General features: G+C 71.9%; 9 protein-coding genes. 6 read left to right on the plus strand and 3 right to left on the minus strand.

Annotation, left to right across the window (positions count from 1 at the left end; genetic code table 11):
* The first annotated feature begins 162 nt into the window (after nt 1–162).
* The 3 genes from RIN75_RS13870 (at nt 163) to RIN75_RS13880 (ending at nt 4,821) form a co-directional block, all read left to right on the plus strand.
* A complete protein-coding gene (locus tag RIN75_RS13870; protein WP_309112298.1) occupies nt 163–1,740 on the plus strand; it encodes a DUF4331 domain-containing protein in 1,578 nt (525 codons plus the stop codon).
* A 391-nt stretch (nt 1,741–2,131) separates the two neighbouring features.
* On the plus strand, nt 2,132–3,397 hold the full coding sequence (locus RIN75_RS13875; protein ID WP_309112299.1) for a tetratricopeptide repeat protein: 1,266 nt from the start codon (nt 2,132–2,134) through the stop codon (nt 3,395–3,397).
* Between the two features lie 11 nt (nt 3,398–3,408).
* Nucleotides 3,409–4,821, plus strand: a complete 1,413-nt coding sequence (locus RIN75_RS13880) for a High-affinity nickel-transporter (protein WP_309112300.1) — start codon at nt 3,409–3,411, stop codon at nt 4,819–4,821.
* A 15-nt stretch (nt 4,822–4,836) separates the two neighbouring features.
* Here RIN75_RS13880 and RIN75_RS13885 read toward each other — a convergent pair whose 3' ends face one another.
* Complete coding sequence (locus tag RIN75_RS13885; protein ID WP_375295951.1) at nt 4,837–9,270, minus strand: HAMP domain-containing protein; 4,434 nt, start codon at nt 9,268–9,270, stop codon at nt 4,837–4,839.
* Between the two features lie 97 nt (nt 9,271–9,367).
* Here RIN75_RS13885 and RIN75_RS13890 point away from each other — a divergent pair, with 97 nt between their 5' ends.
* Nucleotides 9,368–10,756: a PP2C family protein-serine/threonine phosphatase gene (locus RIN75_RS13890; protein ID WP_309112301.1), complete on the plus strand. Its 1,389-nt coding sequence runs from the start codon at nt 9,368–9,370 to the stop codon at nt 10,754–10,756.
* Here the strand turns inward: RIN75_RS13890 and RIN75_RS13895 are convergent.
* Entirely contained in the window at nt 10,753–11,076 is a 324-nt protein-coding gene (locus tag RIN75_RS13895) for an STAS domain-containing protein (RefSeq protein WP_309112302.1), read from the minus strand. The two genes, RIN75_RS13890 and RIN75_RS13895, sit on opposite strands and share 4 nt — an antisense overlap.
* Nucleotides 11,077–11,213: 137 nt before the next feature.
* On the opposite strand from RIN75_RS13895, the gene RIN75_RS13900 reads away from it, so the two are divergent.
* Complete coding sequence (locus RIN75_RS13900; protein ID WP_309112303.1) at nt 11,214–11,597, plus strand: ATP-binding protein; 384 nt, start codon at nt 11,214–11,216, stop codon at nt 11,595–11,597.
* Here RIN75_RS13900 and RIN75_RS13905 read toward each other — a convergent pair.
* The gene (locus tag RIN75_RS13905) at nt 11,521–13,065 is read right to left on the minus strand and encodes a trypsin-like serine protease (RefSeq protein ID WP_309112340.1); all 1,545 of its coding nucleotides are present in this window, start codon (nt 13,063–13,065) and stop codon (nt 11,521–11,523) included. The genes RIN75_RS13900 and RIN75_RS13905 overlap by 77 nt on opposite strands.
* A gap of 444 nt (nt 13,066–13,509) precedes the next feature.
* Here RIN75_RS13905 and RIN75_RS13910 point away from each other — a divergent pair, with 444 nt between their 5' ends.
* Nucleotides 13,510–13,737, plus strand: coding sequence for a hypothetical protein (locus tag RIN75_RS13910; RefSeq protein ID WP_309112304.1), 228 nt, complete (start codon nt 13,510–13,512; stop codon nt 13,735–13,737).
* Nucleotides 13,738–13,745 lie beyond the last annotated feature (8 nt).

Consider the following 13,745-nt stretch of genomic DNA (forward strand, 5'->3'; position numbering starts at 1 on the left):
CGACCGTAGGTTTCGGCGTCCGCGGCGGTCAACGGACGCTTCCACTCACCGGAAGACCAACCCCTGACTCGTGAACCGGGCGCGACCCCTACGTTCTGAACCGGAGCCCTCCGGTGCCCGAACAGTCAGGTGTCTGCACGCTCGCCGATGAAGGGATCGAGCATGTCCACACCGCTCACCAGGCGCCGGACCACGCGCGTGGCCGCCGCGCTCGCCGCGGTCGGCGTCGCGGCCACCGCCGCCGGCCTGGTCGGCGCGCCGGGTCCGGCGGGCGCGTCGAGCCACCGCGAGGCGCCGCTGATCGCCGGCGACCCGGCGGTCGACAACACCGACGTCTACGCGTTCGTCAGCCCCGACCACCAGGACACCGTCACGCTGATCGCGAACTTCGCGCCGTTCCAGGAACCCAACGGCGGCCCGAACTTCTACCCGTTCGCGACCGACGCGCGCTACGACATCAACGTCGACAACGACGGCGACGCCAAGGCCGACCTGACCTACCGGTTCACGTTCCAGACCGAGGACAGGCGCGGCAAGTCCACGTTCCTGTACAACAACGGGGCCGTCACCTCGCTGGACGACGAGAACCTGCTGTTCCGCCAGTTCTACGCGCTGGAAGTGGTCGACCAGCGCGGCAACGCGAAGAAGTTGGTGCAGCGCGGCAAGGTCGCGCCGTCCAACACCGGCCCGAAGTCCATGCCGGACTACGGGGCGCTGCGCGACCAGGCGATCACCGCCGTGCCCGGTGGCGCGAAGGCGTTCGTGGGCCAGGCCGACGACCCGTTCTTCCTGGACCTGCGGGTGTTCGACCTGCTGTACGGGGCGGACCTGTCCGAGGTCGGCCAGGACACGCTGCGCGGGTTCAACGCCAACACGATCGCGTTGCAGGTGCCCAAGAACTGGCTGGCGCTCAAGGGCGACGCCAAGCGCAACCCGGTGATCGGGGTGTGGAGCGACACCGAGCGCCGGTCGATGGAGATCAGCCCCGGCCGGGCGCGGGCGCACGGCGAGTGGGTGCAGGTGTCGCGGCTGGGCAACCCGCTGGTCAACGAGGTCGTGGTGCCGGCGGCGCTGAAGGACACGTTCAACTCGCTGACGCCCGACCAGGACGCCAAGGTCGAGGAGCTGGTGGACCGGGTCACCGAACCCGAGGTGCCTCGGCTGATCGAGCAGATCTACAAGATCCCCGCGCCCAGGGGGAAGCGGGACGACCTGGTCGAGATCTTCCTGACCGGTATCACCACCAAGCTCGGCGGTCCGATCAAGGCAGACCTGAACTCGCAGGTGAACAACGCGGACGTGAACCCGCGGAAGTTCGTGCCGTCCGAGCAGTTGCGGCTGAACATGGGGGTGCCGGTGTCGGGTGACCAGAACCGGTTGGGCGTGCTGGCCAAGGACAACCAGGGCTTCCCCAACGGCCGGCGGCTCACCGACGACGTGGTGGACATCGGGTTGCAGGCGCTGGAGGGTGCGACGGTCAACGGGGTCGTCGAGGGGTTGGCGGCCGGTGACAAGGTCGATGCGAACGAGAACGCGTTCGGCAAGCAGTTCCCGTACGTGGCGCTGCCGAACAACACCGCCGTCAACGCGGGCGGCGGCGAGGTCGCGATCAAGCCGACGGCGGGCGGGTCGATGCCGACCGCACCGCTGTGGGGCGGGCTGCTCGCGGTCCTGCTGATCGGCGCGGGTTTCTGGATCTTCCGCAACCGCGCCCGGCAGGCCGCCTCCCCGACCGAGTAGCCCGCGAGCCCGGCGGGGACGCACCTCCCCGCCGGGCACTCCCCCGCCGGGCACTCCCCCGCCGGGCACTCCCCCGCCGGGCACTCCCCCGCCGGGCCCCGCCCCAGCTCCACACCCCGCCCAGCCACGCCGGCCAGGCCACGTCCGCCCGGCGGCCCCACCCGGCAACACACGCCCGCCCACCCACGCACCGGTGGCCTCGCCCGGCCCAGCCACGCCCCGCCCTCGGGTCACGCCCGCCCCCAGCCACGCCCCGCCCCCAGGTCACGCCCGCCCCAGCCACGCCCGCCGCCGCACCCCACCCGCGCCGCGCCACACCCACGCCGGCATCCCCGCCCCGCTACACCCACTCGCCACTCCCCGCCGCTGCCCGTTCCCGGAGGTCTTCCGCATGATCCGGCTCGTCGCCGTCACGGCCATCGTCGGCGGGATCGCGCTCCTGGTCACCGCCGTGTCCGCACTGTCCACCCCGGACGCCGACCCACCACCCGCCCCCGCCGCCGTCGAGTCCGCGCTGCACCGCACGATCACCGCCGCCCGCGACAAGCTGCGCCGCACCCCGACCGATGCGCGCACCTGGGCGACCCTCGGCACCTCGTACGTCGAACAAGCCCGGGTGACCGGCGACCCCACCTACTACGCCAAGGCCCAAGGCGCCCTCGACGAATCCCTCAAGCACCAGCCCGACAACGGCTGGGCCCTCCTCGGCCTCGGCGCCCTGGCCAACGCCCGCCACGACTTCACCACCGCCCGCGACCTGGCCCGACGCGCGGCGGTCGTGCTGCCCGACACCGCCGAGGTGTACGGGGTGCTGGCGGACGCCCAGACCCAGCTCGGCGAGCCGGCGACCGCGACCGTGCAACGGATGCTGGACCTCGAACCCGGCGTCCCCTCCTTCACCCGCGCCGCCTACGACCTGGAGCAACGCGGTGACGTCGACGGCGCCCGGTCGGCGCTGGAGCGCGGTCTGGAGGCGGCCGTGGTGCCCGCGGAGGTCGTGTTCTGCCGGTACCACCTGGGTGAGCTGGCGTTCGACAACGGCCGGCTGGACGAGGCCGAGTCCCACTACGACCAAGGCCTGCTGGTCGACCCCCGGGACGTGATGCTGGCGCAGGGCAAGGCGAAGGTGGCCGCCGCGCGCGGTCGGTTCGACGAAGCCCTCGGCACCTACCGGGATCTGGTGGCCCGTGCGCCGCTCCCGCAGCTGTTGCACGAGTACGCGGTGTTGTTGCGCCGGGCCGGACGTGGCGAGGAGGCGGTGCGGCAGTACGACGTGCTGACCCGGCAGTTCGAGCTGTTGGCGGCGGCGGGCGGGTCGGACGACCTGGCGGCGTCGGAGGTCGCGGCGGACCGGGGTGACGCGGTGACGGCACTGCGGTTGGCCGAAGCCGAGTGGGGGCGGCGGCAGAACGTCCTGGTCGCCGACGCGCTGGCGTGGGCGCTGCACCTCAACGGTCGTGACGCCGAGGCCTTGGAGTTCGCCACCCGCGCGGCGGCTTCGGGTTGGCGCAACGCGGAGTTCGCGTTCCACCGGGGCACGATCCTGGCCTCGCTGGGACGTCCCGAGGCGGCGGACGTGCTGGCGGCGGCGTTGGAGATCAACCCGCACTTCCCGGACGCCGGCGCGGCCCGGGCGACCCTGGCGGGCCTGCGGTGAAGTGGTTCCTCGTGGTTCTCCTGGGACTGCTCTGCGGGGCGGGGACGGCGTCGGCCCACCCGCTGGGCAACTTCACGGTCAACCACTACCACGGGATCACGGTGTCACCCGACCGCGTCGTGCTGCGGACCGTCGTGGACACCGCCGAGATACCGACTCTTCAGGAGCGACTGTCCGAAGTGGATGGTTATGCGCCGCGCGAGTGCGCCGTCGTGGCCGCCGCGGTGGTCGTGGAGGTGGACGGGCGGGCGGTCGCGACGGCGGTGCGGTCCAGCGCGGTGGAGTTCCCGGCGGGCGAGGCCGGTTTGCCCACCACGCGGCTGACGTGCGTGGTCGAGGCGGGGGCGTCCGGGGAGACCGTGGTGGTGCGGGACGGGTACCGGGCGGACCGCGTCGGGTGGCGCGAGATGACCGCCGTGGGCGACGGGGTGGCGCTGGTCGACCCGCCGGTGCCCGCGGTGAGCGTGACCGGGGAACTTCGGACGTATCCGGAGGACCTGCTGGCGGATCCGTTGGACATCCGGTCCGTGACGTTGCACGTCCGACCGGGCGACGGCGGGTCCGCCGCCGGCACTCCCCTGGCCGGCGGCGGACCTTCCCTGCTGACCAGGGCGACCTCGGCGTTCACGTCGTTCGCCGGGAGCCGGGACCTGACGCCGTGGGTAGGTGTGCTCGCGGTGCTGTTGTCACTGGTCCTGGGCGCTTCCCACGCGGCGTTGCCGGGGCACGGGAAGACGGTCATCGCGGCTTACCTGGCGGGGCGGGACGGGACGCCCCGGGACGCGGTGGTGGTCGGGGCGACGGTGACGCTGACCCACACCGCCGGGGTGTTGGCGCTGGGGTTGGTGATCAGTGCGGCGGGGGCGTTCGCGGGTGAGGCGGTGCTGCGCCGGCTCGGCGTGGTGAGCGGCCTCCTGGTGACCGCCATCGGCGCAACCCTGCTGCGGTCGGCCCTGATCCGGCGGCGGGCCGCTCGGGAACTCGTCGGAGCAACCCACGGCCACGGACATGGGCACGGTCATGGCCACGGCCACGGCCACGGACATGCGCACGGACATGCGCACGGACACGGGCATGGGCATGGGCATGGGCACAGTCACTGGCCCGGTGGGCTTCGGCTCGGGCGTGGCGGCCTCGTGGGGATGGGGATCGCCGGTGGTCTGGTGCCGAGTCCGTCCGCCCTGGTCGTCCTGCTCGGCGCGGCAGCCCTCGGGCGCACCTGGTTCGGTGTCGTGCTCGTCCTCGGCTACGGGTTGGGCATGGCCGCGACCCTCACCGCCGTCGGCCTCCTCCTGGTCCGCCTGCGCGACCGCCTGGCCGCCGTCGAACGCCTGCGCGACCGGTTCACCGCACTGCCCGTCCTCACGGCCAGCCTGGTGCTCGTCGTGGGTGCGGGACTGGCGGTGCGCTCGATCCTCGGCTGAGCACGCCGGTGGACGTCAGTCCTGCTCCAACCCCAGGTAGAACGCGATCAGCCGCAACAGGTGCTCCGTGTCCACGGGCTTGGTCACGTAGTCCGTCGCCCCCGACGCCAGCGACTTCTCCCGGTCGCCCTTCATCGCCTTCGCCGTCACCGCGATCACCGGCAGGTCCGCGTACCGCGACATCGCCCGGATCGCCGCGATGGTCGCGTTGCCGTCCAGTTCCGGCATCATGATGTCCATCAGCACCAACGACACGTCGTCGTACTGCTCCAGCGCCCGCACGCCGGTGATCCCGTTGTCCGCGTAGATCACCTCCAGGCCGTGCAGCTCCAGCACGCTGGTCAGCGCGAACACGTTGCGCAGGTCGTCGTCGACGATCAGCACCTTCTCGCCGTGGAACCGCATCGGCGCGGGCGGCAGATCGTCCGGGGCCGACGTCACCTGGGTCGGTTCTTCCACCGGGGTCAGCAGTTCGGGCAGTTCCGGCTCGACCGGGGTCGGGACCAGGCTGTGGTCGCCCAGCGGCAGGTACAGGGTGAACGTCGAGCCCACGCCCGGTTCGCTGCGCACGTCCAGCCGGCCCTCCAGCAGCGCCGCCAACTCGCGGCTGATCGACAGGCCGAGGCCGGTGCCGCCGTACTTGCGCGATGTCGTCCCGTCGGCCTGCTGGAACGCCTCGAAGATGACCGACAGCTTGTCCGACGGGATGCCGATGCCGGTGTCCTGCACGTCGAAGGCCACCGCGCCGTCGGCCAGCCGGATGCGCAGGCGGATCGCGCCGTCGTGGGTGAACTTCACCGCGTTGGACAGCAGGTTGCGCAGGATCTGCTGGAGCCGGTGTTCGTCGGTGTGCAGGGTGGACGGCACGTCCGGCTCGACGGTGACCTCGAAGTCCAGGTCCTTCTCCGCGGCCAGCGGCAGGGTCAGCGCCTCCACGTAGTTCACCACGTCCGACACCCGGACCGGGTCGGTCTGCACCTGCATGTGCCCGGACTCGACCTTGGTCAGGTCCAGGATGTCGTCGATGAGCTGCAACAGGTCCGTGCCCGCCGAGTGGATCGTCTTCGCGAACTCCACCTGCTTGGGGTTGAGGTTGCCGTCGAGGTTGTCGGCCAGCAGCTTGGCCAGGATCAGCAGCGAGTTCAACGGCGTGCGCAGCTCGTGCGACATGTTCGCCATGAACTCCGACTTGTACTTCGACGCCGACGACAGCTGCCGCGCCCGCGCCTCCAGCTCCACCGAGCCCGCCCGCAGCTCCTCGGTCAGGCGCTGCGACTCGGCCAGCAGGCTGTCCGTGCGGGCGTTGGCGAGCATGGTGTTGACGTTGACGCCGATGTTCTCCTTCAGCTGGTCCAGCAGGTCCAGGTGGACCTCGGTGAACTCGCTGAACGACCCCAGCTCGATCACGCCCAGCGTCTCGCCCTGGAACACCACCGGCAGGATCACCAGGTTCAGCGGCGGCGCGGAACCCAGGCCCGACCCGATCTTTAGGTAGCCCGGCGGCACGTCCCGCACCAGCACGGTCTTCTTCTCCACCGCCACCTGGCCGATCAGCGACTCGCCGCGCGCGAACCGGGTCGGCCGGCCGCCGCGCGGCTGGTAGGCGTAGGTGGCGGTCAGCTCCACCGCGTCGGACTCGCCGTCGACCAGGAAGAACGCGCCGTGCTGGGCGGAGACCAGCGGGGCCAGCTCGCTGATCACCAGCGACGCCATGGCGTGCAGGTCGCGGTGGCCCTGCATCATGCCCGACAGCCGCGCCAGGTTGGTCTTGAGCCAGTCCTGCTCCTGGTTGGCGCGGGTCGTCTCGCGGAGGTTGCTGATCATCCGGTTGACGTTGTCCTTGAGTTCGGCGACCTCGCCGGACGCGTCCACGGTGATCTGCCGGCTCAGGTCGCCCGCGGTCACGGCGGTGGCGACGACCGCGATGGCGCGCACCTGGCGGGTCAGGTTCCCGGCCAGCTCGTTGACGTTCTCGGTCAACCGCTTCCAGGTGCCGGACACGCCCTCGACCTCGGCCTGGCCGCCCAGCTTGCCCTCGGTGCCGACCTCCCGGGCCACGCGGGTGACCTCGTCGGCGAAGCTCGACAGCTGGTCGACCATGGTGTTGATGGTGGTCTTCAGCTCCAGGATCTCGCCCCGCGCGTCCACGTCGATCTTCTTGGACAGGTCGCCGCGCGCCACGGCGGTGGTGACCTGGGCGATGTTGCGGACCTGGTTGGTCAGGTTGTTCGCCATGAAGTTGACGTTGTCGGTCAGGTCCTTCCACGTGCCGGCCACGTTCGGGACGCGGGCCTGGCCGCCCAGGATGCCCTCGGTGCCGACCTCGCGGGAGACGCGGGTGACCTCGTCGGCGAACGCGCGCAGCGTGTCGACCATGCCGTTGATCGTGTCGGCCAGGGCCGCGATCTCGCCCTTGGCCTCGACGGTGATCTTCTTGGACAGGTCGCCGCCCGCGACCGCCGCCGCCACCGCCGCGATGCTGCGCACCTGGGTGGTGAGGTTGTCGGCCATGACGTTGACGTTGTCGGTGAGGTCCTTCCACGTGCCCGCGACGCCGGGGACGCGGGCCTGTCCACCCAGCCGGCCGTCCGTGCCGACCTCGCGCGCCACGCGGGTGACCTCGTCGGCGAAGCCGGAGAGCTGGTCGACCATGGTGTTGATGGTCGACTTGAGTTCCAGGATCTCGCCCCGCGCGTCGACGGTGATCTTCTGCGACAGGTCGCCGCCCGCGACGGCCGTGGTGACCTGGGCGATGTTGCGGACCTGGGCGGTGAGGTTGTTCGCCATGAAGTTCACCGAGTCGGTCAGGTCACGCCACGTGCCGGCCACGCCGGGCACCTGGGCCTGACCACCGAGGCGGCCGTCCGTGCCGACCTCGCGGGCGACTCGGGTGACCTCGTCGGCGAAGCTCGACAGCTGGTCCACCATCGTGTTGACGGTGTCCTTCAGCTCCAGGATCTCGCCGCGGGCGTTGACGGTGATCTTCTGCGAAAGGTCGCCTCGGGCGACGGCGGTGGCGACCTGGGCGATGTTGCGGACCTGGCTGGTCAGGTTGCCGGCCATGAAGTTCACCGAGTCGGTCAGGTCGCGCCACGTGCCGGCCACGCCGGGCACCTGGGCCTGGCCGCCCAGGCGGCCGTCGCTGCCGACCTCGCGGGCCACGCGGGTCACCTCGGCGGCGAACGACGACAGCTGGTCGACCATCGTGTTGATGGTGGTCTTGAGCTGGAGGATCTCGCCGCGCGCGTCGACGTCGATCTTCTGCGACAGGTCGCCCTGGGCCACGGCGGTGGTGACCTGGGCGATGTTGCGGACCTGGCTGGTCAGGTTGCCGGCCATGAAGTTGACCGAGTCGGTCAGGTCGCGCCAGGTGCCCGCCACGCCCGGGACCTGCGCCTGACCACCGAGGCGGCCGTCCGTGCCGACCTCGCGGGCCACGCGCGTGACCTCGTCGGCGAAGCTCGACAGCTGGTCCACCATCGTGTTGATGGTGTCCTTGAGTTCGAGGATCTCGCCGCGCGCGTCGACCGTGATCTTCTGGGACAGGTCGCCCTGGGCCACGGCGGTCGCGACCTGGGCGATGTTGCGGACCTGGCTGGTCAGGTTGTTCGCCATGAAGTTGACGTTGTCGGTCAGGTCGCGCCAGGTGCCGCCGACGCCGGGGACCTGGGCCTGACCACCCAGCCGGCCGTCCGTGCCGACCTCGCGGGCCACGCGCGTGACCTCGTCGGCGAAGCTCGACAGCTGGTCCACCATCGTGTTGACGGTGTCCTTCAGCTCCAGCATCTCGCCCGCGACCGTGACGGTGATCTTCTGCGACAGGTCGCCTTGCGCGACGGCGGTGGCGACCTGGGCGATGTCGCGGACCTGCGCGGTCAGGTTGTCGGACATGAAGTTGACCGAGTCGGTCAGGTCCCGCCACGTCCCCGCCACGCCCGGCACGTTCGCCTTGCCGCCCAGCCGGCCCTCGGTGCCGACCTCGCGCGCCACGCGCGTGACCTCGCCCGCGAACGTCCGCAGCGTCGCGGTCATCGAGTTGAAGCTCTCCACCAGCGTCGCGACCTCGCCCCGCGCGGTGACCGTGATCTCCTGGGACAGGTCGCCCTCGGCGACCGCCGCCAGCACGCGGCTCAGCTCGGCGGTCGGGCGGGTCAGGTCGTCGATCAGGCCGTTGACCGCGTCGGTGGCCATCGACCAGCCCTGCGGACCGGCGCCGGGCGGCAGGCGCTCACCGAGCCGGCCCTCCTGGCCCACCGCCTGGCGCACCCGGACCAGCTCGCCGACCAGCCACTGGTTGCGCTCCGCGATCTCGTTGAACACCTCGGCCAGCTCGCTCGCCGGGCCTTCGGGCACCACGAGCCGGCGCCGGAAGTTGCCGTCCCGCATCTCGCGCATCGCGGACAACAGCCGGGCCAGGGTCACGTCCGTGTCGTCCTGGGCGGTCGTCACGTGGGCCTCCAACGTCTGCGGATGTGCGCCAAGCCTGCCACTGTTGAACGCGGCGTGTCCGCTAGGTTGGGCACGACCCGACACATCAGGAGCCGCGATGGCCCAAGGCTACCGGCAAGGTGCCGACGCGGGCCTCGACCTGGACGCGTGGCGCCGCCTCGTCGACGGCTTCCACGAGGCCGTGGTGGTGTGCGACCCGGAAGGGGTCGTGCGCCTGGCCAACCCGCTCGCGGCCGTGCTGTTCCCCGAGGCCAGGCCCGGTGCGCCGGCGACCCCGCACGGCCGTGCCCAGGACCTGGGCGGCGGCTGGACCGCGTGGTACCGGGGTGTCGAGGACTTCCTGGAGCGCGCGTCCCAGCGGCTCGCGGTGTTGACCGACCGTGACGAGACGCTGCGCACGGTGGTCGAACTGGCGCCCTCGGACCACCCCGTCGTGGTGGTGCCGGGTCCGCGCGGGCGGCTGGAGTGGTGGCGCCGGGACGGCTCCGACGTGGCCGTCGCGCGCACGGCGCGGCAGGTCGCGGGCACGGTGCCGGGGCTGCTGGACGTGCTCGACGGGTCCGCGCCGCACGCCGAGATCACCCAGCCGGGAGCGGCCCCGTGGGGTCGGCCGGCGGGCGGTGGGGTCGCGGTGTCGTTCGAGGGGCACGGTGCGCTGGTGAGCTTCGGCCCGGCGCGGGACGTGGAGCTGCTGGAGCGGTTCGCCGAGCGGGCGTCGGCGGCGCTGGACGCGAGCACGCGGTTCAGCGAGCAGGAGAAGACCGTGGAGACGCTGCGCGCGGACCTGCTGCCGCTGCCGCTGCCCACGCTGGCGGGCGTTCGGCTGGCGCGGGTCTACGAGCCCGCGCACCGGCGCAACCTGGTCGGCGGCGACTTCTACGACGTCCACCCGCGCGAGGACGGCAGTGCCGCGTTCGTGCTGGGCGACGTGGCGGGCAACGGGTTGGAGGCGGCCGTGCACGCGGGGCGGGTGCGGCGGTCGCTGCACACCCTGCTGCTGGTCGAGCAGCGGCCCGCGCAGCTGCTCTACCTGCTGAACTCGGCGCTGCGGGCGGCGGGCAGCAGGCTGTTCACCACGCTGGTGGTCGGCAACCTGGTGCCGGTGCAGGCGGGCGGCCTGCGGGTGACGCTGGCCGCCGGCGGCCACCCGGCGCCGCTGGTGCTGCGGTCCGGCGGGCGGGTGGACGAGGTGGCGGTGCACGGCGGGATCGTCGGCGTGCTGCCGGAGGTGAAGTTCCAGCAGACCACCGTCGCGCTGGCGCCCGGCGAGACCCTGCTGATCTACAGCGACGGCGTCACCGAGGCCCGCGCGCACCGCGACCGCGAGGACCTGTTCGGCGACGTCCGGCTGAAGGCGGCGCTCGCCGAGTGCGTGGGGCTGTCCGCGACGGCGGTGGCCGAGCACGTGCGGCGGGTCGTGTTCGACTGGCTGGGCGCGGCCGAGCACGACGACCTCACCATGCTCGTCGTCCAGGCGGAGGACTAGTGGGTGGCTTCGTCGACCGTGTCGTGGATGTGCATGACCTCGGTCAACTCGGTGAGGCGGAACAGCTTGTGCACGGACGGCTGCAGCGAGGCCATGCGGAACTGACCCCCGGCTGTGTCGAGGCGGCGGTGCCAGTCGAGCATCAGGGACAGCCCCGTGGTGTCCATGAACGGCACGCCGGTCAGGTCCACCACCACCCGCTGTCCCGGAGTCTCTTCGAGGTGGTCGGAGAGCACGGGCACGGTGTCCGCGTCCAGCTCGCCCGTCACCGCGACGACCGTCCAGCCGCCGCGCACCTCACTGCGCACCTGCAAGTCCATCGCGTCCGCGCCTTCCCGCACGACGGGTGCCGTGCCGCTACAGATCGTGCAGCACGCGGCTTCCCGACGCGACCACTGGGTGGTCGAAGCGGCGAATGTGCGACGATGCGGTAACGGCCGATCAAGGGGAGCGGATTGTGCGCAACGAGCCAGCGACGCCGGTGGCCGTGACGCTGCCCGCCACCGCCGGCGCGTCCGCGCAAGCCCGCCGCATCGTCGGCGAGGCGGTGGCGGCGTGGGGTGTTCCGCCCGACGTGGCCGAGGACGCGGCGCTGGTGGTCACGGAGATGGTGTCCAACGCGGTGGACCACGCCGCCGGTCCGGTGGAGCTGTCGGTCAGCCGGACGGAGACGGGCGTGCGGATCGAGGTCTCGGACTCGTCCCCGACCCAACCGACCCCCAGACCGATCGAGGTCGACTCGGCGCGCGGGCGCGGGTTGATCATCATCGCCGCGCTGAGCCGGGAGTGGGGAACGACACCCACGGCGAACGGGAAGACGGTGTGGGCGGAGTTGCCCTAGAGGGCGCTGCGGGGATCTTCACCCGATCGAGCGACATGCAGGATCCGCGACTTTTCCCGGCCTCGCGCGTCCCGTAAACGAGGAGCGCGGCACAACGGCAGGCACCGCCCGGGCAGGATCTCGGATGCCACCCTGCCGGCCAGCCTCCAACCCGCCCCTCGGCACTCGCGGAGCCACCGACCAACGCCGCCGCACCCACAACCCGCCATCCCGCCGCCGCACCACGCGCCGCCGCACCACGCGCCACCCAACATCCGCCGCCACAGCACCCGTTGCCACGCGGCAGGTCCGCCGCACCGAACTCGCGCCGCACTGTGCACCACGCCACCGCCCACCACAGCGTGCGCGGCTGTTCTGTCGTTGCTCTACAGAGTTTCGCTGCTCTGTCAGGTAGGCGCTGATCTGCCGCGCCAGCATCTTCCGCGGCACGCCACCCCGCCACAGCGTGCGCCACGCCAGCGGCCGCCGCAGTGCCCGCCACGCCAGCGCTCACCACGCCACACGCCGCCGCGCCAGCGCCCACCGCAGTGCACGCCACGCCACACGCACGCCGCGCCAGCCGCACCACCGACCTCGCGCATTCGGCGGCCGCGGATTGGGCCGCCGGGAGAGGCGGCTGCGGCGGTCGGGGCGGCTGCGGCGGTCGGGGCGGCTGCGGCGGTCGGGGCGGCGCGGCGGCGCATGCACGCAAGCGGCTGGCGGCTGGCGGCTGGCGGCTGGCGGCTGGCGGGAAGCATGGCAGCGAGCGGCTGGCGGCGAACGCTGATGGGCGGCGGGCGCTCTGGCGGGCGCTCTGGCGGCGAGCGGCTGGGGTTGAGCGCGAACTGGTGGGCGGGAGTTGGGGGTTGGCGGGTGCGATGTGGGTTGGGGCGTGTCGGTGGTCGCGGAGTCGCATGTGGCCGGATGTTCGTCCGGCCCTGGTGAGCGGTGGTGGTCCCCGGACGAAGGGGAGTTTCGCGTTCGAACCAGTGGCCAAGGAGTTGGGCTGGAAAACGGCCTTCGCACCGGAAGGCAACCCGGAAGCGGACAAAGTCACCTGCTCCGAACCACCCGAACCGGCCACCGAAGTCACCGTCGTCGTGGTCGCCGACTTGAAGCCCGCGCCGACGCCCTGGTACTGCGTGTCCCCGTTGACGATCGGCAAGGTGGCCTTGTCCAGCGTCACGTCGCGCGAGGTGTCGTTGAAGTCCTTCTTGCCGTACCCGAACCCCAGACCGCTCTTGCCGGGCACCGCCAACCCCGAGTCCGCCGACGTCGCGAACGACGCGTACCGGCCGCCGCGCACGGGGATGTCGTCGGCGACCGTCACCACCGCGACGTCGTAACCCTGGTCGAAGTTCACGTACTTCGGGTGCTTCTTGTACTCCACGACCCTCGTGCGGAACCCGCCCGGCGCGTTCAGGTCGTCCAGGCCGTACAGGAAGCTCTTCTCGCCGGCCGCGTCCGCGCAGTGCGCGGCGGTGAGGATCTTGCGAAGCGCGACGACCGAGCCGGTGCACGACTGGCCTGGGGCGGGAGCCGCCCTCGCGCAGGCCGGCGATGACGGCGGGGAACTCGTCGACGGCGGCGTCCTGGCCGTTGTAGAACAAGGCGCCGGCGTCGGACGGGGTGGGGACGGTGTCGCCCTCGAAGTTGGCGGCGGGCGCGTTCCCCGGTGCGGCGGACGCTCCCGTCAGGGGCAGGAGCGGTAGCAGGACGGCCGCCGCGACGAGGGGCGGGAGGGCCCCGGGACGTGGTCGTTTCACGGTGCTTCCCTTCCAGGCGAGGTGCCACCCCGGCAGGGGTCGGGGCGGCACGCCCCACTGTCGGGCGACGCCGGGACGCCGAACAATCAGGGAAGTGATCCGCAGGGGTACGGCACTTGTTCGCGGGTATCCCCGTGGTGGACGCAGTCGGTTCGGAAGGAGGACAGGTGTCCACCACCCAGGAGACCGGCCAGGTGACCGGTACCAAGGACAAGGACTACAACATCATCTGGTTCGTGGAGGCGTGCCTGAGCAACGCCCTGCGGCTGGAGACCTACATCGCCGACGCCGAGCGCGCCGGTGACAACGAGCTGGCGGAGTTCTTCCGCCGGGCGCAGGGCGAGAGCCGCAAGGGCGCCGAGCAGGGCAAGCAGCTTCTGGCCGCGCGGCTCTAGCCGAACGT

Origin of the sequence: Saccharothrix sp., from assembly GCF_031180885.1 — a bacterium.
GTDB lineage: Bacteria > Actinomycetota > Actinomycetes > Mycobacteriales > Pseudonocardiaceae > Actinosynnema.